The sequence below is a fragment of the Colwellia sp. KS18-150 genome (assembly GCF_057551365.1).
Map to the genome: position 1 here is coordinate 121,271 of NZ_BAAJMC010000001.1, position 21,968 is coordinate 143,238.

Annotated in this window: 20 protein-coding genes; 7 read left to right on the forward strand and 13 right to left on the reverse strand. The window is 38.4% G+C overall.

Annotated elements, in window-relative coordinates:
• Positions 1-160: 160 nt before the first annotated feature.
• The 4 genes from metB to AC27IF_RS00610 all read left to right on the forward strand — a co-directional run bounded on the left by metB (position 161) and on the right by AC27IF_RS00610 (position 6,528).
• On the forward strand, positions 161-1,327 hold the full coding sequence (gene metB, locus AC27IF_RS00595; protein ID WP_487051137.1) for a cystathionine gamma-synthase: 1,167 nt from the start codon (positions 161-163) through the stop codon (positions 1,325-1,327).
• 18 nt (positions 1,328-1,345) lie between these two features.
• Positions 1,346-3,871, forward strand: a complete 2,526-nt coding sequence (gene metL, locus AC27IF_RS00600) for a bifunctional aspartate kinase/homoserine dehydrogenase II (RefSeq protein ID WP_487051139.1) — start codon at positions 1,346-1,348, stop codon at positions 3,869-3,871.
• Positions 3,872-4,015: 144 nt separating this feature from the next.
• Complete coding sequence (locus tag AC27IF_RS00605; RefSeq protein WP_487051141.1) at positions 4,016-5,386, forward strand: hypothetical protein; 1,371 nt, start codon at positions 4,016-4,018, stop codon at positions 5,384-5,386.
• 23 nt (positions 5,387-5,409) lie between these two features.
• Positions 5,410-6,528: an acetyltransferase domain-containing protein gene (locus tag AC27IF_RS00610; RefSeq protein ID WP_487051143.1), complete on the forward strand. Its 1,119-nt coding sequence runs from the start codon at positions 5,410-5,412 to the stop codon at positions 6,526-6,528.
• Here the strand turns inward: AC27IF_RS00610 and AC27IF_RS00615 are convergent.
• Positions 6,523-7,386 carry a LysR family transcriptional regulator gene (locus AC27IF_RS00615; RefSeq protein WP_487052193.1) on the reverse strand — a complete coding sequence of 288 codons (864 nt, stop codon included), beginning with the start codon at positions 7,384-7,386 and terminating at the stop codon, positions 6,523-6,525. The genes AC27IF_RS00610 and AC27IF_RS00615 overlap by 6 nt on opposite strands.
• A gap of 110 nt (positions 7,387-7,496) precedes the next feature.
• Between AC27IF_RS00615 and AC27IF_RS00620 the strand changes: the two genes are divergently transcribed.
• A complete protein-coding gene (locus tag AC27IF_RS00620; RefSeq protein ID WP_487051145.1) occupies positions 7,497-8,627 on the forward strand; it encodes an S-(hydroxymethyl)glutathione dehydrogenase/class III alcohol dehydrogenase in 1,131 nt (376 codons plus the stop codon).
• Positions 8,628-9,470 (forward strand): S-formylglutathione hydrolase, encoded by an 843-nt coding sequence (fghA, locus tag AC27IF_RS00625; RefSeq protein ID WP_487051147.1) that lies wholly within the window; start codon positions 8,628-8,630, stop codon positions 9,468-9,470. It begins immediately after the preceding gene.
• 64 nt (positions 9,471-9,534) lie between these two features.
• On the opposite strand, the gene speD is transcribed toward fghA, so the two are convergent.
• The 4 genes from speD to AC27IF_RS00645 all read right to left on the reverse strand — a co-directional run bounded on the left by speD (position 9,535) and on the right by AC27IF_RS00645 (position 15,058).
• Entirely contained in the window at positions 9,535-9,957 is a 423-nt protein-coding gene (gene speD / locus AC27IF_RS00630) for an adenosylmethionine decarboxylase (protein ID WP_487051149.1), read from the reverse strand.
• A gap of 237 nt (positions 9,958-10,194) precedes the next feature.
• Positions 10,195-14,166 (reverse strand): cobaltochelatase subunit CobN, encoded by a 3,972-nt coding sequence (gene cobN, locus AC27IF_RS00635; RefSeq protein WP_487051151.1) that lies wholly within the window; start codon positions 14,164-14,166, stop codon positions 10,195-10,197.
• Between the two features lie 2 nt (positions 14,167-14,168).
• Positions 14,169-14,513: a DUF2149 domain-containing protein gene (locus AC27IF_RS00640; RefSeq protein ID WP_487051153.1), complete on the reverse strand. Its 345-nt coding sequence runs from the start codon at positions 14,511-14,513 to the stop codon at positions 14,169-14,171.
• A complete protein-coding gene (locus AC27IF_RS00645; protein WP_487051155.1) occupies positions 14,513-15,058 on the reverse strand; it encodes a MotA/TolQ/ExbB proton channel family protein in 546 nt (181 codons plus the stop codon). The genes AC27IF_RS00640 and AC27IF_RS00645 overlap by 1 nt, the downstream gene beginning before the upstream one ends.
• Before the next feature lie 187 nt (positions 15,059-15,245).
• Here AC27IF_RS00645 and AC27IF_RS00650 point away from each other — a divergent pair, with 187 nt between their 5' ends.
• Positions 15,246-17,423, forward strand: a complete 2,178-nt coding sequence (locus tag AC27IF_RS00650) for a TonB-dependent hemoglobin/transferrin/lactoferrin family receptor (RefSeq protein WP_487051157.1) — start codon at positions 15,246-15,248, stop codon at positions 17,421-17,423.
• Between the two features lie 85 nt (positions 17,424-17,508).
• Here AC27IF_RS00650 and bfr (AC27IF_RS00655) read toward each other — a convergent pair whose 3' ends face one another.
• From bfr (AC27IF_RS00655) to AC27IF_RS00690, 8 genes are all read right to left on the reverse strand, one after another.
• Positions 17,509-17,973 (reverse strand): bacterioferritin, encoded by a 465-nt coding sequence (bfr, locus tag AC27IF_RS00655; protein WP_487051159.1) that lies wholly within the window; start codon positions 17,971-17,973, stop codon positions 17,509-17,511.
• 9 nt (positions 17,974-17,982) lie between these two features.
• Positions 17,983-18,468 carry a bacterioferritin gene (gene bfr, locus AC27IF_RS00660; protein ID WP_487051161.1) on the reverse strand — a complete coding sequence of 162 codons (486 nt, stop codon included), beginning with the start codon at positions 18,466-18,468 and terminating at the stop codon, positions 17,983-17,985.
• A gap of 148 nt (positions 18,469-18,616) precedes the next feature.
• Positions 18,617-19,813 (reverse strand): putative manganese transporter, encoded by a 1,197-nt coding sequence (locus AC27IF_RS00665; protein ID WP_487051163.1) that lies wholly within the window; start codon positions 19,811-19,813, stop codon positions 18,617-18,619.
• Between the two features lie 28 nt (positions 19,814-19,841).
• Positions 19,842-20,159, reverse strand: a complete 318-nt coding sequence (sodX, locus tag AC27IF_RS00670) for a nickel-type superoxide dismutase maturation protease (RefSeq protein ID WP_487051165.1) — start codon at positions 20,157-20,159, stop codon at positions 19,842-19,844.
• The gene (gene sodN, locus AC27IF_RS00675) at positions 20,159-20,659 is read right to left on the reverse strand and encodes a superoxide dismutase, Ni (protein ID WP_487051167.1); all 501 of its coding nucleotides are present in this window, start codon (positions 20,657-20,659) and stop codon (positions 20,159-20,161) included. Before sodN ends, sodX begins: the two co-directional genes overlap by 1 nt.
• Position 20,660: 1 nt before the next feature.
• Positions 20,661-20,876, reverse strand: a complete 216-nt coding sequence (locus AC27IF_RS00680) for a hypothetical protein (RefSeq protein ID WP_487051169.1) — start codon at positions 20,874-20,876, stop codon at positions 20,661-20,663.
• A gap of 18 nt (positions 20,877-20,894) precedes the next feature.
• Complete coding sequence (locus AC27IF_RS00685) at positions 20,895-21,323, reverse strand: hypothetical protein (protein ID WP_487051171.1); 429 nt, start codon at positions 21,321-21,323, stop codon at positions 20,895-20,897.
• Between the two features lie 21 nt (positions 21,324-21,344).
• Positions 21,345-21,785, reverse strand: a complete 441-nt coding sequence (locus AC27IF_RS00690; RefSeq protein WP_487051173.1) for a plastocyanin/azurin family copper-binding protein — start codon at positions 21,783-21,785, stop codon at positions 21,345-21,347.
• Positions 21,786-21,968: the final 183 nt, after the last annotated feature.

Here is a 21,968-nt window from a genome sequence, read left to right on the forward strand (position 1 = left end):
GGTAATTTTACTGATTGCAGAAACTCAGTCAAGTAGAAGTTTAGATGTCTAAATATCTTGACCTAAATATTCAAAGTGTTTAGAGTTATAGACGTCCAAACATCTAAAGTGTTTGGTGAAATGTAATTCTATATCTGATAAATGAACCTGAGGATAAAATATGTCGAATGCTAAGGTAAATAATATCACCACAAAATCGGTGAGAGCAGGCATTAATACTGATCTGCATCATGGTGCTGTTGTTGCGCCAATTCATTTATCAAGTACTTATTCATTAAAAGGTTTTAATGATAAACGTCAATTTGACTATTCTCGTACTGGTAATCCAACTAGGGCCACATTCGCACAGGCCATTGCTGATTTAGAGCAAGGAAGTACCGGTATTGTAACTAGTACAGGTATGTCAGCAGTACATTTACTTTGTCAGTTATTGTCAACCGATGACTCTGTCGTTATTCCTCACGACTGTTATGGCGGTAGTTTTCGTTTATTTACCCATTTAGCAAAACGCGGCCAATTTAAATTGATTGTTGTTGATCAAAATGATCCAGTGGCGCTCGCAGAGGCATTATCTGAAAGACCTAAGTTAGTCTTACTTGAAAGCCCGAGTAACCCATTACTGCGTTTAGTTGATATTGAAGAAGTGACCAAAGCTAGCCATAACGTTGGTGCTTTAGTTGCAGTAGACAATACCTTTTTATCGCCAGCTTTACAGCAACCATTACTATTAGGTGCAGACATTGTTTTTCACTCTACTACTAAGTATATAAATGGCCATAGTGATGTAGTGGGAGGCGTTTTAGTGACTAAAGATGAGTCATTAGGTGAAGAGCTTGCTTGGTGGGCAAATTGTATTGGCATCACAGGCAGCGCGTTCGATAGCTTTTTAGCTTTACGAGGCTTAAAAACCTTACCGATTAGAATGAAACAACACCAAGAGAATGCTCTGCAAGTGGCGAGTTTTTTAAAGGATCATAACGCTGTCGATGCGGTGTATTTTCCCGGTTTTGAAGATCATCCCGGACACGATATTGCCAAAAAGCAGCAAGCCGGTTTTGGCGCTATGTTAAGCTTTGATATTAAGGGTGGCGTAGAATCAGTTAAAAAGTTATTTGCCAACTTAGAATTATTCACGTTAGCACAATCTTTAGGTGGCGTAGAAAGCTTAATTTGTCATCCGCCGACGATGACACACGCTGGTATGGAAGAAAGTGCACGCCTTGCGGCGGGTATCACTAATTCACTAGTGAGAATTTCAATTGGTATTGAAGACATAGACGATATTTTAGCCGACTTAGCAAATGGCTTAGCAAAAAGTCAGCAATAGTAGATAATCGAGAAAATAATGACGCAAGTAGTGACTCAGCCAAATGATTGGCAATTTGAATTAGCCGCAGATGAGCAGGCTGAAAACCAGTTAGCAAAACATGCTATTCATGTACACAAATTTGGCGGTAGCTCTCTGGCAACGCCGGAATGTATTTTACGTGTTGTTGAAATTATTCAACAAAATTGCCAGCTTAATGACATCGTTGTGGTGTCGGCTAATGGTAAAACTACCGATCAATTGTTTGCGTTATATTCATTAGCTAGCGAGGCTATTCATGATAAAGAAGAGGCTGAATTAGCCAATAATCATGAGCAAGCGCTAACTAACGCCATTGCCAATTTACAACTATTACAAACGGAATTAATTACTCACTTATTAAAGCCTAGTTATGCCAAACAATTAGTATTAGCGCTTGAACACGATTTTTCACAGCTGAATACTTGGCTAACGGGTAATTTAATTGAACATCATAATGATATTCTAGGTTTCGGTGAAATCTGGTCGGCGCGTTTATTATCGGCATTGTTGAATGAGAAAGTTTGCCCGAGTATTAGTATTGATGCTCGTGATTTTTTGGTTATCGATAATGAGCAAAATTGCAGTGTTGATCAGCGACTAAGTGCTGCTAACCTTAAACAAAGAAAACAGTTCGGTAAATTAGCCGTAATTACCGGTTATATTTGTCAAGATTCACAAGGGCGTACTTGTACGCTAGGTCGTAATGGCAGTGATTATTCAGCCACTATAATGGCTTCGCTAGTTGGAGCGCTAAATGTTACTTTATGGACGGATGTTGATGGCATATACAGCGCTGATCCTCGAGTTGTTCCTAGTGCGAGGAAGTTACACCGCTTGCCCAATGGCGTCGCTAAAGAATTAGGTCGTTTAGGTAACCCGGTTTTACATGCAAAAACACTAACCCCGCTAGTGAACGAAACCTTAAATCATCACTGTCACTTACATGTGGCAAATAGTTTTGATGCACAAGTGGTGGGTACTGAAATTGGCAAGTTCGGTCAAATTGCAAAGCAGGAGCTTTCAGTAACTTATTTAAATGAATTACTGTTAGTGCAGTCGAATAGCTTTTCGGGTGAATTATTTACTAAAATTAAGCAAGAATTTACCCCTATTTGTGTTGATGATTCACAGGCTCAGTTTGTTATTCGTCAAGATCAGCAAAAATTATTAAGTCAGTATGTCGCAAGCCAACATATTCAAGTCAAATTTCAACCTGTAGCTATTATTGCGACTGTTGGTCATAAAGTCGCGCAACGTGGTGATATTAAAGTAAGATTTAAACGCTCGTTAAAGAGTGCACAACCTATAGGTATTATTCCCAGCGAAAACAATCATAGTATCATCGCTATTTTGGCTGAGCCTTGTAGTACTGAATTATTAAATAATGTTCATCATGATATGACCAAAGATTCTCGCCATATTGGTGTCGTTGTTGCCGGACTTGGAAATATAGGTCAGCGGTTTATCGAGTTACTACCAGCGCAATTAAATCGAGTTTACTGTTTAGAGAACATCCATTTAGTGGGTTTATTGTCTTCGAAAAAAGCATTAATCAACAATGATGGTCTTGACGTACAACAAGCGCTAGCTTTATTTAAAGAGGAAGCTCAAACATATACTCATCAGCAATTATTGTCTTGGCTGACCAACCATCCATATGATGAACTTATTGTGGTAGATATCACCCCAAGTGAAGAGTTTAGTTTGTTGTATCAAGATTTTCTTGCTCAAGGTATTCATATTATTGGTGCAAATAAGTGGGCTGCGTCTGCCAGCACTGAACAATACAATCAGTTGGTGAACACTGCTGATGAAAACAATAGTTTATGGCTAGGAAATACTACTGTAGGTGCTGGTTTACCAATAAATTACGCGATAAATGATTTAAATAATAGTGGCGATGAAGTTACTGCTATTGCCGGTATTTTTTCAGGAACCTTATCATGGTTGTTTGAGACTTATGATGGCGCAACGCCTTTCTCAACGTTATTAATCGATGCATTAGAGCAGGGGATAACCGAACCAGATCCTCGTGAAGATCTATCAGGACGAGATGTTCAGCGTAAACTGTTAATTTTAGCTCGTATGGCAGGCTTTGAATTAGAATTAGATGATATCGACTGTAAAAATTTAGTGCCTCAAGCATTACAAGACTTAAGTACAGCTGATTTCCTTACGCGCGCAAACGAGCTTGATGAGTATTTTGCTACGGCATTAGCAAATGCTGCAGCTAAAGATTGCTGTATTCGCTATGTGGCGCGTTTAATTGTTGAGAGCACTGGCGAAATTAATGCACAAGTGAGTTTGGAAGTGTTACCTAAAACTGATGCTTTTGCGAGTTTGACACCTTGCGATAACATTTTTCAAATTAGCAGCCATTGGTATCAAGAAAACCCATTAATTATACGCGGCCCTGGCGCAGGTAGAGATGTGACTGCTGGAGGTCTACATTCAGACTTAGTTAATATTTGTCAGCAATTAGCTCATAAGCAACAGCAAGTGAAAATAAAAGGCATTAATTAAGCGCTGTTATTTTGATTTTAAAGGTAGGTTAGGTTTTTAGCTGGTAAATTATCAGGAAAATACTAACCTACTGTGTTAACTATGTTGCTTAGTTTTGATTTTTCTAGCATCATTAACTTTTATCCCTAGTACATTTTCATATTCATGGCTAAAAGTTCTTCTTTTCAAACGCATTTTACCTATCAAGTGCAAGCGTTACTCGCAAAAATTTATGGGCGCAGTAAGCTTAAAGATTCCTTATTAGAGCGTGCAATTGCTTATTTTGATAATCAAAACTTTGCTGGTAATAATGACCAACAAAATGAAGATAAATCTAGGTTAAACGACTTAGAGAAAACTGAACGTACCAGCCATTTACTCAGTATATGCCAAGAAATCATTGAACTCACAGAGGGAGATGATTTTGAAGAAACCAATCGAAAATCAGCTCAACTGTTAGGCTCTATTCAGCTAATTAGCCCGACGGAAGGGAAAAAGGTTGCAGAGAATAACGAAAAAAGTAAAAGCTTATATAAAGCCATTTTATCAATTCGTTTATTAGACAGACTACTGCTAGACAACGATGTTAGTGATAAAAATATTTCTCGTATCATTAATGAATTTCCTGACACAGCTTATGCCGACTTTGATGCCACAGCTAGACGACGTTTTACGGAACAAATCAAAATACCTTTGTTAATGGCGGCATTATTACAAGATATAGGAAATTTTCATCCTCAAGCCCAAGCTATTTTAGTGGGCGCGGATAAAAGTCAAAACCCTCACCGAACACTGGATATTGAACAGCGGAAAAAACTTTTACAATTGAATTATAAATATACTCTCAATTATATGAATGAAGGTTTGGGAGTGATGAGTTATGTTGGTAACTCAAGAGAAGAGCGTGATCAATTTGTGATTGATGAACAAGCCAAATTAGCGTTTATTCAAGACTTGCTTAAATCAAGCGTCAAGCCCAAACAAGGTTTAGGTAACTTATTAAAAGTACCGCAAATTTATACCTCAATTATTTTCTCTACTAAAGAAAGTTATAACTACAAAGTATTGCCTAAAGTTTTTCAAGTGGTAAACAAAAATGCCGAGTTAGGCGCCTGTAGTCAAAAAGTAGTGGACGCTCTTTATCAAATTACCGGCATGTTCCCTCAAGGCTATGGTGTTATTTATATGCCGGAGGATGAATCGGGGCAACAAAGTGATTGTTATGAGTATGCTATTGTTAACAGGCTTTATCCACCAGTTCCTGAGCAGCCCTTATGCCGTATTGCAACCAGGAAATTAACCTTTATTAGTTATGGTCATAACATCGAAGTGAAGAAGAGAAATAATTTATATTTTCCGCATATGGCTAAAAAAATAGCAAATTTAAGTAAGGATCGTTTAAATGAAATTCTTGAACTGTTATCTTCTAACTACCAAGAACGACAATCGTTAGATTTATTACCTCGATGTTGGCATGCCAATGAGTTTTTTTCAGCTAAGGCAAATCAGAAGTTGTGGAATAAAGAAGAAAAATAAAACAAACAATTAGGGAGGATAGAATGGCTAAATCAACACGGATAGCATCAATCGATTGGATGCGTGGCTTTGTGATGATCATCATGGTGCTTGATCATGTGTCTATGGCTTATAATTCTGGACATTTAGCGAAAGATTCTGCGGCAAACTATATTGTTGGTACGCCATTACCCGCTTTTGAATTCTTCACTCGCTGGATCAGCCATATTTGCGCTCCTGTTTTTGTTTTTTTAGCCGGTACAGCGTTAGCCATTAGTGTCGAGCGTAAAGTAAGTAAAGGCTTTGATGGTAAAGCCATCGATAAAGATATCCTATTACGCGGCGCTTTTATTGCTATTTTAGATCCCACTTTGATTTCTATTTTTGGCGGAAGACTCACCTTTCAAGTGTTATATGCTATTGGCATCGCCATGATGTGTATGGCATTTTTCCGCCGACTGTCTAGTCGCACTTTATTAATAATTGCCTTTGCTTGGATCTTTGGTGGCGAATGGGTAACAAGCCTATTTTGGAATTTTGATGTGGCTAGTCAATCTCCAATATCTGCCTTGTTTTTTGCCAAATATTACACTTCAGATTTAAGTATTTCCTATGCCTTTGTCCCATGGTTATCCGTGATGATTATTGGTTGGGTTTTTGGCCGATATATTTTAGATTACGGTCAAGGAAAAACAAAGTTAGAGCCAGCTACTTTGCTCTTTTTGCTAGGAAGTGCAGCATTAGTTGCCTTTGTCGTTATCAGATATTTAAATGGCTACGGCAATATGCAATTATACCGTGAAGGCTTTAGTTGGCAACAATGGTTGCACGTAAGTAAGTACCCACCATCAGCAAGCTATTTGTTTTTAGAGTTAGGGTTAATGGCAGTGATTTTAGCTTTGATGATACGATTGGAAAAAATCATTGGTACCCGAGATAACGGCGTGTTGTTGGTTTTTGGTCAAACCTCGATGATGTTCTATTTAGTACACAGGTTATTTCTTACCGGCACAGCAAACTTTGGCGATTTAAAAAAATTCACGGACCTTCCAACAACTTACTTGATCACCTTGGTGATGTTACTGCTACTTTATCCATTTTGTGTTTGGTATCGAAGTTTTAAAGCCAAGCACCCTGATTCTATTTGGCTGAAGTATTTATAGCTTCTTAGCTAAATAATCCACCAATAATCGGGTTTTGGCAGGCAAGTAAGATTTATCTGGATAGACTGCCCAAACCCCTTCATCGGGTATTTTAAATTTCTCCAGTAAATTGACTAGCTTTCCTGAGTTAACGTATTGCTGCACATAATAATCCGGCAGCTGAATAATACCGATATTTTTAAGGGCAGCGTCAACTAAACCAATACCACTATTACAACTTAAACTTCCACTAACACGCCAATTCTTTTCTTTTTTTTGCTCACTAAAACGCCAATAATTGTTGGCACCAGATAAACAGTTATGGGCTTTCAAGTCAGAGGGAGTCATGGGGGTGCCAAACTCGGCTAGATAATCGGGAGATGCACAAACATGAGTGGCTCTTACAGTTAGTTTTTTAGCTATCAAGGTTGAACTCTTTAAATTTCCCGTTCTGATGGCCAGATCAAACCCCTCCTCCACTAAATTAACATGTGTGTTGGAAAGCACAGTATTCACTTCAATTTGCGGGTGTTCAATAATAAAATCATGCACTAAAGGGAGTATTTTTTGCTCTCCAAAAGTTACCGGTGCTGATAGTTTTATTTTACCTTGAGGTGTGCTTTGTAACTGAGTGACAGCAAGCTCTGCTGCATTAAGACCGTCTAAAACATCTCGGCAATGCTGGTGAAATATTTTCCCTTCTTGAGTGAGTGATACTTTGCGGGTACTACGCTGTAGTAATTTTATCTGCAGCCTTTTTTCTAAAGCACTCACTTGTCGACTTACTTGAGCAATAGAGATATTTAATTGTTTAGCCGCTAAGGTAAAGCTTTCTGTTTCAGCTACCTCAACAAATTCATTAATTCCTTGCCACTTCATGTTAGTCATCTATTATTACCATAGTGTAAAAGTAATTTGCAATTTTGCTATATTATCAACAAACAAGAAACAAATATAATAGCTACAAGTTCAATATTATAGGAAATACCATGACTGCTCAGTTTATTAAATCAAAAGCCGCTATTGCTTGGGGGCCTAAGCAACCATTATCCATTGAAGAAGTTGATGTAATGCTGCCCAAAGCGGGGGAAGTACTAGTGAAAATTATCGCTTCAGGTGTTTGCCATACCGACGCCTTTACCTTATCAGGAGAAGATCCTGAAGGGATATTTCCCACGATTTTAGGTCATGAAGGTGGCGGTATTGTTGAGCAAGTAGGTGAGGGCGTAACGAGTGTTCAAGTTGGCGATCATGTTATTCCTTTATACACGCCAGAATGTGGAGAGTGTAAGTTTTGTTTATCGGGTAAAACTAACCTTTGTCAAAAAATTCGCGAAACTCAAGGTAAAGGTTTAATGCCTGATGGTACGACGCGATTTTATCAAAACGGTAAGCCTATTTATCATTATATGGGCTGTTCAACCTTTTCAGAATACACGGTATTACCGGAGATCTCGTTAGCAAAAGTTAACCCACAAGCGCCATTAGAAGAAGTGTGCTTATTAGGTTGTGGTGTCACTACTGGTATGGGCGCTGTAATGAATACGGCAAAAGTTGAGGCGGGAGATACGGTTGCTATTTTTGGATTGGGCGGCATTGGTTTGTCAGCCGTTATCGGTGCGGCTATGGCAAAAGCCAGTCGTATTCTTGTCATTGATATTAATGAGTCTAAATTTGAATTAGCGAAAAAACTTGGCGCGACAGATTGTATCAATCCGAAAAATTTCGATAAGCCTATTCAAGAAGTGATTGTTGAATTGACTGACGGTGGTGTTGATTATTCTTTTGAATGTATCGGTAATGTGGATGTCATGCGCTCAGCATTGGAGTGTTGTCATAAAGGCTGGGGCGAGTCTGTTATTATTGGTGTGGCTGGCGCAGGACAAGAGATATCGACCAGACCATTTCAATTGGTAACAGGCCGAGTATGGCGTGGTACGGCATTTGGCGGCGTTAAAGGTCGTAGTGAATTGCCTGATTATGTAGAGCGATACCTTGCGGGTGAATTTAAGTTAGATGATTTTATAACTCATACCATGGGGTTAGATAGTATTAATGAAGCCTTCGATTTAATGCATGAAGGTAAAAGTATTCGTACTGTGATTCATATGGATAAGTAAGTGATGATTACTGAATTAAGTAAGGTAAAAACTTTTGGTGGTTACCATTATCAATATAGCCACCAAAGTGAGAGTACAAACTGTGCCATGCGTTTTGCAATCTATTTACCGCCGCAAGCGAGTGAAGATAATAAAGTCCCCGTGCTTTATTGGCTTTCTGGTTTAACTTGCACAGATGAAAACTTCATGCAAAAAGCAGGGGCATTAAAAATGGCCGCAGAATTGGGGATGGCGATTGTTGCGCCAGATACCAGTCCACGCGGTGAAAACGTGCCAGATGATGAAGATAATGCTTATGATTTTGGTCATGGCGCAGGCTTTTATGTTAATGCTACTCAAGCACCTTGGCAGCAACATTATCAGATGTATGATTATGTGTTAACTGAGCTACCAGAGTTGATTGAGTCACATTTTCCTGTGACGAGTAAACGAGCGATTAGTGGTCATTCAATGGGAGGGCATGGCGCGTTAGTTTTGGCGTTAAGAAACCCTGATAAGTATGTATCTGTTTCGGCTTTTAGCCCTATTTGCAACCCGGTAAATGCACCTTGGGGTAAAAAAGCTTTTACTCATTACTTAGGTAGTGATGAAACAACTTGGCAAGATTATGATGCCAGTGTCTTAATGGCAAAAGCACAACAAAGAATACCGGCTTTAGTTCATCAAGGTAGCGATGATGATTTTCTCACTGAGCAATTAATGCCGAGTGCGTTAGTAAATGCCGCTGAAACTTCCATGTATCCTCTGCACTTTGTACAAGAGGCGGGTTACGATCATAGTTATTATTTTATCGCCAGTTTTATTGAACAGCATTTATCGTTTCATAAACAGCATTTGCTTTGAGTTGAAAATGAATAAGTATTGGCATTTCTAATGCGCTCAATAAATTACTGGGTAAACTGCTAAGTTAGGGTTGCCCACGTAATATTTTTTGCGTTTCAACACGATTTGGCTGAAAGACTGTTTCTAATAAGCTAATGGCTTTGTCTGGCTGTGAATCACCACACATAAAGACATCAAAAGCAGCATAATCTCTTTCTGGCCAGGTGTGTACGCTAATATGCGACTCCGCCAATAAAGCGACACCGGTAATACCGCCGCCATCGGTGAACTTATGTAAATGGATATGCAGCAAAGTAGCCCCCGCAATGTGTGAGGCATCAATCAAGGCTTTTTCAATTTGTTTAATATCAGTTAAATGTGATGCCCCATAGAAATCAACAATATAGTGCTTTCCTGCAATACTTTGATCGTGACACTCAATCTGATTATTTGTCGTTGTTAAGCTTTTTTCTTGAGGGAATGTTTTAGTTGTTTTAGATGAAATCATTAGTGACTAGAGTGAAATAGCGTTCAGAATATGATTGTCTTTATATCATGAATAAGAATATTAAACTTTAACTATATCTATTGAGGTAAAACTATCGTTTTCCCTGTATGAGTAAAATGCTTTTATAATCAAAATAGCATTTGCTATTTACTTATCTTAAATAGAAAGTTTTTAACGTAAAGGCATATTGCTCTACAAATAACTATTTAGTTAATTGCAGAGCATCTGTTCTAGTCGTTAAGCCGCTTTTTTAAACTCAATCACTTTATTACTTTTGGGTTTGGACTTAATAAAGTTACTCATAAAGCCAGCGATAAAAATTAATAGCAAAATATACAACCAAGTATAATCCTCATCTATTTCATCCACTTTATTGGCCTGCTCTGCAAGTTTTTGCCCTTGTACTTGCTCTGTCTTCCCTTGTTCAGTATTTGGCTGCTCAGGGGCAACTTGCGGCTCTGCTTGCATGCTATCAGGTAGCAGTGCAGCTAAACCAAAACCTGCAGCCTGATTTTTAAGGTTGTCATTAAACTTAGTGTTGTCGGTAACGACATCAAACGCTTTGGCGAGTTCAGCATAGGTTTGTACCATGGTTTTTATGGTCTGCTCATCCGTTTGCCAATAACCTTTACGCTCAGCTTCTAGCATGCGCTCAATAATTTGCGCTAAAGCGTGGGCATTATTTTTCTCAAAGAACTCACGCATATCAAGCTGATATTTATCTTCAACGTATATTTCAAAGAACTCTTGCCATTGATCGTCACGTACTGCCTCTGGTGTCATGACTTCCCAGCCCCACATGTTATTCATGCGATCAAGCATAACTGTAGCACCGGCATAACCGGCATCTTGCATGGCCTGAATCCAGCGAGGGTGAAAATAACGGCTGCGCATTTCTTGGTTTAAAAAATGCTCCATGGTTTGTGCTTTAATATTGTCTTTTCTACGTAAATTAGAGACATACATTTCAGGCGTTTTACCATCTAAATGACGTACCGCTAAACCAATACCACCAAAGTACTGGAACGGGTCGTCATTAGTCATTAAGGCGTAAAGGTTGGTTGAACGGGAAAATATTACTGCATCGGTGCCAGAAAGCACTTTTGAATACAGCTCGCTATCGGCGACATTTTCACTCCAGCGCTTTTCATCACTACCAAAGGCATAGCCCATACGGTTAAGGTATAAATCGGCTAGTTTACTGTCGTCTTCCCAAGTGTCTGAGGCTAAACTTGCTCCCGCTAAACCGGTACCATAGTTGCCTGTTTCATTGGAGAAAATACGAATAGAAGATAAGTAATCTGCATCTTCTTCTGATTTCCCTTGTGCTAATAGCTCCTCTTTCAGGGCATTGGCGTGGCGATAGACAAAGTTATTGTCCTCTTTCATTTTCGCTATTTTGTCTATTGCCTTAGCAAGCCATAGCATAACGTTTGGAAAAGCATCACGATAAAGGCCCGTGGCAGTAATGGTGACATCAATGCGGGGTCTACCCAGATCTTTATACTCGATAACTTCAGTGCCGATAACATTACCTTGTGGACTCCACTTTGGCTTTAAACCTAAGGCATGTAAAACTTGTGCCTCAAGGGCTCCTTGGTGACGCATCGTTTCTAATGACCACAATGAAAAGGCTAATTTTTCAGGGTAACGACCATGCTTAGCGACATAATCTGCTATGGTTTGGTCCATTAAGGTAACACCAGCTTGATACGCTTCTTTACTCGGTACTTTGGCTGGGTTAAAACCAATTAAGTTACGGCCCGTTGGCGCAGCATCAGGGTTTCTAATTGGGTCACCACCATGGCTAACCTTGATGTACTCTCCATCTAGGGCGCGCATTAAGTTTTGTGTTTCTGCTATATTTTTAAAGTTTTTCCAGTAGGTTTTTGCTTGCTCAAGCTGAGTTTTTAACGACTCAGGTAAATCAGGTAATACTTGATTAGTGTTTGTAGCTGCTAAGTAAGTTTTTAGTAACTGAAAACCAGACAAAGCTTCAAGGTTTTGTACGTTTCGCTTATCTTGTTGAACTTCACTAGGCAGTGATAAACCATGTTCTTGCTCATATTGCTGTGCTAACTCAGTAAACTCATTGCCAAGCATTTGCAAAATAGTGGTGTACACATGCGTAGTTTCGGGTAATAAACCAAAAGTATGTACGCCTAGTGGCTGACTTTGCTGAGCAAGTTCATTTAAATGATCTTGAATGGCAATGACATCGTTATCAAAATTAGCATTGAGTTGAGCTTCACTTAGCTGGAGATCCGTTAAGATATTCAGCTCGCTGGCTAAGGTGACAATATTCGTTTGGGTATTTTGCTTGGTTTGTCCTTCTTCAAGCATTAAATAATTGCTGATTAACTCATTGAGTTTTGCCACGTCGGTATATAAACCCGCTTTAGCAAAACCGGGCGTTAAATGACTGATCATAGTGGCGCGTCCACGACGTTTTGCTTGCATGGCTTCACCGACATTATCAATAATATACGGATAGAAAACCGGTAAATTACCAATGGCTAAATTTGGCGCATCATACACGGATAAACCGCGTTCTTTGCCTGTTAACCATTCTTGCGAGCCATGAGTTCCTAAGTGGATAAAGGCATCTGCACCGAAGGTTTCACGGGCGTAAAGATAAAAGGCCATATAAGCATGGTTAATCGGTGTTTTAGTACTGTGATAAAGGGCGCCGTGCTCTTTTGCATCTTTGCCGCGCATACCTTGAGGTAGCACAATAAGGTTACCTAAGCTCATGCGAGGTATAACAAAAGCAGGCTTACCATTGTGCTCTGTCAGTAAGTTATTTTCTTCAGGAGTGCCCCAACGCTCGTTAATAGGAGTTTGTACATGTTCAGGCAACTGAGAAAACCATTCTTGGTACGTTGCTAGTGGTAAGTAATCTGCTAAGTTTTGTTCAATTAAGCCACTAACATCCTCACCACGATAAAAAGGACGTAATAATTTACCTGCTGATTCAATTAACTGTTCTGCTTCTTTAACTTCGACAGTATAGCCTTCTGCTTTCATGGCTTTAACTATTTGTTCGATAGAAGAGGGCACATCTAAAAATGCCGCACCAATGTTTTTTTCACCGGGAGGGTAGTTCCAAATAAACGTTGCTACTTTCTTATCTTTATTTGCTGTTTTTGCTAAAGAAGCGTGATTATAGGCTCGCTCAACTAAGGCGTTAAGCTGCGCTTTCATTACCACTTTTGCACCGTCTTGTTTAGCGGCAATAATCGTCGGATCTGTACTACCGGTATCTTCTGGCATCACAAGGAAAAATGGCGTTAATGAAGGTGATATACCAGCATGATCTTGCTCAAAAGCTGCTTCGTTACCGTCGTTATAATTTAACGCGTGAAGAACAGGTACACCGATTTTTTCAAACTCGGCTCGACGTTTTTTGACGTAATGTAATGAACGATAATTAATTAACACATCGGCACGAGGTTTTCCTTGTTCATCAAGTAATAGGTCAGTGTAATTAAGCGGCTGATCTTCTCCTTCAAAAAAGAAGGCAAAAGCTTTAGCGCCTTTTGCTTCAAGACCCGTGATAATGGCATTAACAATCTGTTTTTGCTCATAATCAATAGTGCTTCTATGTATCCCTAACGCAATAACGGGCTGATTGTCAGTTGGCGCTAGCCAGTTAAAAAAGGCTTGTTCATCATCAGTAACCGCTCCAGGGAAATCATCATGAAATAAACCAACCGATGGCACAATGAAAGGGGCATCAATTTGCGCATTATTCGTTAAAGATAAAACGTCTGCGGATAAATACTTCATTAGGTTAGCATAATTTTCTCGGCCAGCATTTTGATAGTATTTACCAACGAGTATTCTTTGTTGGTCAGTTAATCCTTGGTTCATCTCTGGGTTATCTATATCACCTAAAGACACTACAGGTACTGTGGGAAATGTTGCTAAATGGGCTTGGTATTTAGCAAACATGAATTTTGATAAAGCTGGGTTGATACCATCTAGTAGTATCAAACTCGCTGATGACCAAGCATTATTAATGTCTGCTTCAGATTTTCCTTTAGCACTAAAATTCACCAATTCAAAAGGTTGCTCACTCGCCATTAGCTGTAATAAGTCGCCTTTAGGTTTTGACACATGGCTTGAAAGCATAATTAATACTTTAGGCTTATCTGCGGCATGAGCAATAAAAGTGAGTAGGGATAGCAGTAAAATGAGTATACGCACGATTAATTATTTCCTTGTTGAATGTTGTTAGTTTCTTTCGAATCTTCAGGGACATATACAAAACTACCGTCAGCCATTTTGTAGGCGACGCCGGCGCGAGATCCTTCACCACTACCAATGGCACCATTGGATTTATATTGTTTAATTTCTTTACCTTTTTTAACGATCATTTCCATATCAGGTTTTCCGGCATTTTTTATTACGGTAACGTCATCAGTGGAATAGATGTTCAGCGGGCTTTGCGCCAAGGCAATTAATAAAGCGGCAATGATCACTAAAAAGACATCCACTAAATTAACCGCACTAACAATTGGATTTAGCTCTTCGTCTTCGTCTAAAAAACGCATTAGATTGCTACTCCGCTTTGTTCATCTCTAAGTTTGCGAATATTAATTAGCTCTTGAGCGCACCAACGTTTTTTTACCGAGGCAGGCCAAAACGTTAACGTTGAAATAGTAAGACCCCAAATAACGGCAGCGAAAGCAATAATGAGATTTTCGCTAATTCCCTGAATGTTGCCATCAGCCATGGCTTGTAATGCAGGCCCCATTGGGATCATGGTGGCAATAAGGCCCAACATAGGGGCAATTCGAGTAACAATACGCAGAGTTTCTAATTTTTTAAGGGCAAAAACTTCCAATTCATCTTCACAAGCTTGTGGGTTAGCAACAAAGTAATTATGTACTGGGTAGCCAGCAATATGATTAGAACTAAGCTGGCTTACTTGTCTGGTGTAACTTAGGGAGTTTTTTTTACGAACAGCATATTGAGAAGCGAAACGTCCCAAGGTAAATATCGCGTAAATCAGTAACAACACAATGGCTAAAATAACTGGCGCCATTAGGAAGGTGGAAATCTTGGCCATTAAGCCTTCTATTAATTGAATATTCATTTATATATCACTCATAAAACGTTAATAGCGGCATTTTACTTTAATTGAACGTTAATGCAAATAATAATGATTGTCGTTTGCAACAAAAAAGAAACTTATGTATGATCGCCGCAACTAGAAAATTACGGTCTCAATCGTCCTGTTTGACTGTGGTTTGTTTTTAAAAATATGAAACAGGAATATAAACATGAAGACGATAAAAAAATCAGCATTAGCACTCGCTATTGCCACCTCATTTATTGCGATACCTAATGCATACGCTGATGCACCCGATGATAACGTTGAAGACTTAGAAGTTATTGTTATTAGTGCTAGCCGCACAGAGAAACAACTGAAAGATGTTGCTGGCAGTATTTCAGTGGTGACTAGTGAGGAACTTGAAAAACAAGTGATTAGCGATATGAATCAATTGTTTAAATATGATCCAAGTGTAAATGTTACCGGCTCAGTTGGTGGTGCGCAAAACTTCACAGTTCGAGGTATGGGTGGTGATCGCGTATTGATGATTAAAGACGGTATGCGCATGAATGAAGGTTACGGTGCAAACGGCTTAAATGATATTGTAGGCCGAGGCTTTATTGAAACAGATACCTTAAAACAAGTAGAGGTAGCTAAAGGTGCGGCATCATCACTTTATGGCTCAGATGCGTTAGCAGGTATTGTGGTCTTTACCACTAAAGATGCCAGTGATTATTTAACTGAAGGTGAAAAATTCGCCGCTGATGTTAAGTTAGGTTATAACAGTGATGGTAAGCAAAGTAATATTGGTACCACGTTAGCTTTAGAAACGGGTAGTTTTGAACATTTATTGAACATCAGTTATCGCGATGGTGAAGATCAGCAAAACTATTATGATACTAAACCCGCATTAGATATTTCTTCAACGAGTGTTTTATTTAAAAGTAAGTTTAATATTAATGACGACGATTATTTAGGTTTTACTGCTGATCTTTGGCAACAAGATGTTGATGGCTTGGTGGCCAATGGTTTGCTGGAGTATTTCCGAGATTTACCAGGCTATGATATCGTCACTGAAAATAGCAGTAGTGAAAAAGATAATGAATCTTTCCAATTGCAATACCACAACAGTAGCGGCACAGCGATTTTTGATGTGGCTAATGTTTCAATTTATTCAAATACGACAGAACAAAGTGACGTTGAATACGGCCAAATAGATATTAATGCCAATTTTGGTTTTCCACTGATTGAGTTAAGAGATATGTGGAATACCGCAGTCTATAAACAAGACACTGTTGGTTTACTATCCAATGCAAGTATCAAATTAAATGCCATGAACACACTTGGCTATGGTTTAGATATTGAAAAATCAACATCAACCCGCCATGTTTCTAAACTCTATTCCGTTGAAGGAACGCCTAAAAATGGTTATCCATTAGAAGAAGATAAATTTCCTAAAACAGAAGTGCTTCGTGCCGGCTTCTTTATTAATGACGAAATCAGTTTGTTAAATGGTGATTTACTTATTACGCCAGGTGCGCGTTTCGATACTTATGAAATGGAGCCAACAGGCGCGATTAAAGAAGATGGCAGTGCTTATAAAAGTTATGACGAAAGTCATGTCTCTCTTAACTTAGGTGTTTTATATAAATTCAACGACATGGCGGTAGTTTTTGCTCAGTATGGTCAGGGCTTTAAAGTACCTGCCTATGACTTAGCTTACATTGATCATGATAACTCACTTTATGGTTATAAAATTATTCCTTCTGATGATTTAGCACCTGAAGAAAGCGACAGTATTGAATTGGGTTTACGTGGCCATCAAGGGGACTTTATTTATAATGCGGCGATCTTCTATTCTGAATATGAAAACTTCTTAGAAACTGCTTTTGTCGGCACCGAAAAATATACTAGCCCATATACAGGCCTAGAAAGTGACATTTATTTATATCAGTATAAAAACATTGATGCTGTAACCATTAAAGGTGCTGAGCTAGGCGTAGAATATCTACTTAATGATAACGTGAGTATTTTTGTTAATGCCGCTTATCAAGATGGTACCGATGATGATACTGGTGACTATATTCAAAGTATCACTCCTTTATCAGGTAATGTAGGTATTAATTATGAAGCTGAAACTTGGTCAACTGAATTAATCGTTAATTGGGCCGATAAAATGGATAAAGTTAATGAAGGTAATGCCGAAATACCAGGATATGGTAGTGTTGATTGGTTGGCACATTGGCAAATTACTCAAGACTTACGTTTTAATCTTTCTGTAACCAATATTCTTGATAAAGAATATGCTCAATATAGTAATGTTGCAGGTCATGCTGAAGATTCATCCCTTGATTATGCCACTGAATCAGGTAGAGAATTTGCTGTGAGTTTAAAGTATTCTTTTTAAGATTTAACCCCAGCTATGATTAGCTAATGAAATAAAAAAGCGGCTTACTTCAAGGTGAGCCGCTTTATATTTATAAGCTGAGTAATTATGCTTTAGATTGTAAGTAGTTTTTAATACCCGCACTGTTAATAAAGAACTGTTGTTCGTCTATCCAATCTATTTGCTCTTCAACATTAGCGAGTAATTTTTCTCCCAAATTACGACTAATATAATCTTGTTGCAGCTCACTTTGTTCAATTAAGGTTTTTAGTGCCGCATGAGATTCAAGCTCTAAAGTCCCATTGGCTTTTAGCATTTCTTCGGTGTTTTCACCGATACGCAAGCGACCTAGCTCTTGTAAGTTAGGTAAGCCTTCTAAAAATAATATTCGCTCTATTAAGTCATCAGCTTGCTTCATTTTTAAAATAGATATTTTATAATCAGCTTTATTGAGTTTTTCTAAGCCCCAATTTTTATACATGCGTGCATGTAAAAAATATTGATTAATAGCAATGAGTTCAATTGCCAGTACCTTGTTAAGTAAGGCGATGATGTCTTTATTTCCTTGCATTAAATACTCCTAGCCGGCTAAATGATTACCCATATGTGATTGGATATAGTTTTGAAGGCCCATTCGATCGATTAAACCAAGCTGTTTTTCAAGCCAATAAATATGATCTTCTTCAGTGTCTTCTAGCAGCTTTAACAGCATTTCACGGGTTTGAAAATCTTGCTCTTGCTCGCAAAGTAAAATGGACTCTTTTAATGCTGTCATTACTTCCATTTCAAGGATGAGATCATTTTTCAGCATTGTTGGTACATCATTGCCGATAATTAAGCCTCGACGGCTGGTTAAGTTAGGGGTGCCTTCCAAAAATAAAATACGTTTAATTAGCGCATCAGCATGGGTGATTTCTTCTTGCATCTCATGATCAAGCTGTTCAAATAGCTTATCTAAGCCCCAATCTTGATACATACGTGAATGGGTGAAGTATTGATCAATTGCGGCGAGTTCATTGTGCAGTAGACCATTTAAGCTTTCAATTACCTTGGCATTGCCTTTCATTATTTCTCTCCAAAACCATAAAATATGTTTAAAAGATAATCTAACAGCAAGCGTTAAACAACACTTATTTATCTTTTACGTGAAATAAGCTGTTGTTTTTAATGGTAATTGTTATCGTTTGTTTTACGTTTATTAGCCTGTAATGATACTAAAGTTCAAATATATACCAGTATGAATAGGCAACGATAACGGCAGGAATGGCAGAATACAATGTTGCTATCAGCGCCATTTTAGGTGCCATAGCAATAGCTGGAAATAAGGCATCACCATCATTGCTAATGGCATTACCAAGCTGAGCAGATAAAGGAATAGTGCCCGAAAGGTATAAACTGGTGGTGATAATTTGTGGGCCACAGCCGGGTAACAAACCAATTGTTACAGCAATTAATGGCGTTAAACTCCCCCATTGGGAGAAAAATTTTGCTAAGTCAAAACCTGAAAAATGCATGGAAAGCTCAAAAAGTAAAAAAGCAACGATGACCCAGCTAGCAACAAAATTAGTATCCTGAGCAACTTTTTGAAATAGGTTGCGGGTATTTACTTTGGAGTCCTCAGAAACAATGGTCTGATAGCTGTTCACTTCTCCTGAAAGAGCCCAGAGCGTCATCACAAATACTGCAATGGCAGCACCAATGATGTTTATTGTGCCAGAGGAGAAGTTAAAGACTTGGTCAACATCTACTTGGAAGGAAAATAGCAATGCGATAAAAACTGTTGGTAATAATAGCCATTGCCACACGACCCCTTGCCACTTAATAAAGTAACTAAAGTTTAACTTGCTTACTGAATTTTGTTTTTCAGCAGGTTTAGTGACTGCTTTTACAGGACTCATGAAGCTATCTCCATGAATATAATCAACAATAATCCCTGAGATGATGCCAACTAAAACACCTACACCAATAACAAATAAACCAATGCTCGGACGTGACGCCAATAATAAGAAAGCAGCATCACCCATGGTGGCAGTTAATACAGCTACAACAGCACCAAAAGAGAACTTACCCTGAACAAACTGAGTGATAACAATAATGGCGCCGCCGCAGCCAGGTAATGCTCCCATAAAGCCAGCAAAAATTACTTGATAGCTACTGTTTGTTTTAGGTACGTTGAGTAGCCATTTATAGCGGATGATTGCACTGGCGATAAGGTGATATAAGGCTAAGCTTGCCGCGACGTAAGCTGAAACCTGCCAAAAGGCATCTGCTAACACATCAATGGTAAGTTGGTATGTAGAGCTATTTAGCAACAAAGCTAAAATCAATACAGGTAAAAGTAAGCGTTTATGAGTTAGGTATGTACTTTTAATACCTTGTTTATTTGTGATGGATTGCGTGTCAAAGGTCATAAATAAAATACCGTGAAAGGGAGATTAATTATTGAGGCGACAGGGCAGGTTGTAGAAACACTTTCAATACTCTGCCTATAATTTGTTTTTTACTAACTGGACCTAATTTTTCGACTGATATACTTGAAGCATTTTCACCTTTACACCATATCAAATGGTTTTTATCGACAATAGCAACAGTTTTGATTATTAAACCGTATTTGGGGTGTTCGATAAGAATAGTTTGATTTGGCTTGAGCCTTTTATAGGTATACCATTTTCCCACAAGCACATAACTATGTTGAGGAATACGAGGGAACATACTATGTCCGGTTACCTTCCAAATTTTCAAGCCAAATAGTGTCATTATTTTAATACTGGATATACCAGCTCTTGCTCTGGAGGATAAGGGCATATGGCCGTGTAAGTTTCATATCCTTTGCATTGCCAAAATATTTCGGCAAAACGGTTTACCTTATCAAGAAGCACTAAAGTCGCCTCTTTATCAATATGCTGCTTGGCACTAGAAGCTGCTAACATGATGCTATGAACTAAAGCATGAAGCTCTGGAAATTTTTCTAATTGCGGTGCTTTAATAAAGTCGCCCCAAATTACATTAATTTCATCTTTTACTTGTTTGCCATGGGTTTCTTTTTGGCTAACTAAACGAGCAAATTTAGCTTGCTCATTAGCGGTGAAGTTATCCTTGTCTTTAAATTCATCCAATAAATCCACCATTCGAACCATAGTTAATACCGCTAACTGGGCAGTAATTGGATCATAAATTTTACAGGGAATATCACAATGGGCAGAAACTGTAGAAAAATTAAATTTCTCATCTAATTTATTGATTAGCTTATAAAGCATATTATTTATTCCTTAACTGTGATTCGTTTGATTTAATTTGATAGTTTCTTTTAAGGAGTTTGCTATATATAACTCCCACAGCAATTAATGCCGGCGCTAACCAGACCAAGTGTACTAGGCTGGCAAATATAGACGTATGATCATGGCCAGCATGAGCAAAGCTTGGTAAAGACAGTAAAAGAGCGCTACAAACGAGTATTAATTGGACTATTTTCATTGTTATTCCTTGGATAAATTAGTGGATAATTTGTTGGTTTACATCAAGACTTGCTTTGAACTCAGCAAGTGATTTTTGACAGGTGTTGCACATAGGATGTCTTTTTGAAAACATCAATATCGGCATAAAGGTCATTTTTAGGGCATTTTGCGCGATGAGCTTAGTATCCTCACAGCTATCATCGCTATGGCAAATTGACAGCATTCGATTGTGTGGAATAAGTAAATATTGCAGAGACAGCTCAGGGTTTTCTTGCACTTCAAATAGCGTCGCTAAATTGTGAGAGGCGCAGATCCATGCCATTAACAACTGTACATTTTGAGTATCAGCTGACCAAAGCGAATCTAAATGGAACGCCGCTTCTTTATAACAATATTCGGCTTGCTGCCAGTTTCTCTTATGAAAGTTATCATTGCCGTCATCTAGTAAATTTTGCCACTGGTACATAGTAATTACTCCTAAAATAAGCTATTTAAGTTTACTCATAGCGGCATCGATGACTTCTTTATTCATCGCAACCCCTACTTTTGCTTTATCCCAATCAGCTTTTGCTTTGCTGCTATCTACGTCATCACCTACCTGTACAATGCCTACCATGCCTAAGGCAAAATGTGGTAAACATTTCACTAGCACTACACCTTCTTCTGAGAACGTGACTTTAGTAGGTTTTCCATATGGTGTATTGAATGAGGATTTATCAGAAGGAACTGAAAATGATTCGGCGTTATGTGATGGGTCTGAAGGAACAAAATTAATAGTGTCTCCAACAGCAATCTTGATAAATAGCGGTTCGAAAACCATCATTTTTCCATCACTGCCTTGAGTTAAAAGTTTTACAGTATGTTCTTTGGCGTTGGTAACTCCGGCACAAAGTAGTAAGCAAAGTGTGAAAATTTTTATCTTGGACATTTAATTAATCTCATAATTATTACTTGTATCAAATAATAATCATTCTCATTTGTGTTTGCAAGTATTTATGGCTTTATTGACAAAATATTCATTATTAGTGAGGAAAATTTAAATAAAGTAGCTATGGCTAATGAGAGAATAGCTATGCACAGTATTGGCTAATCTATAATAGGGGATTTTTTT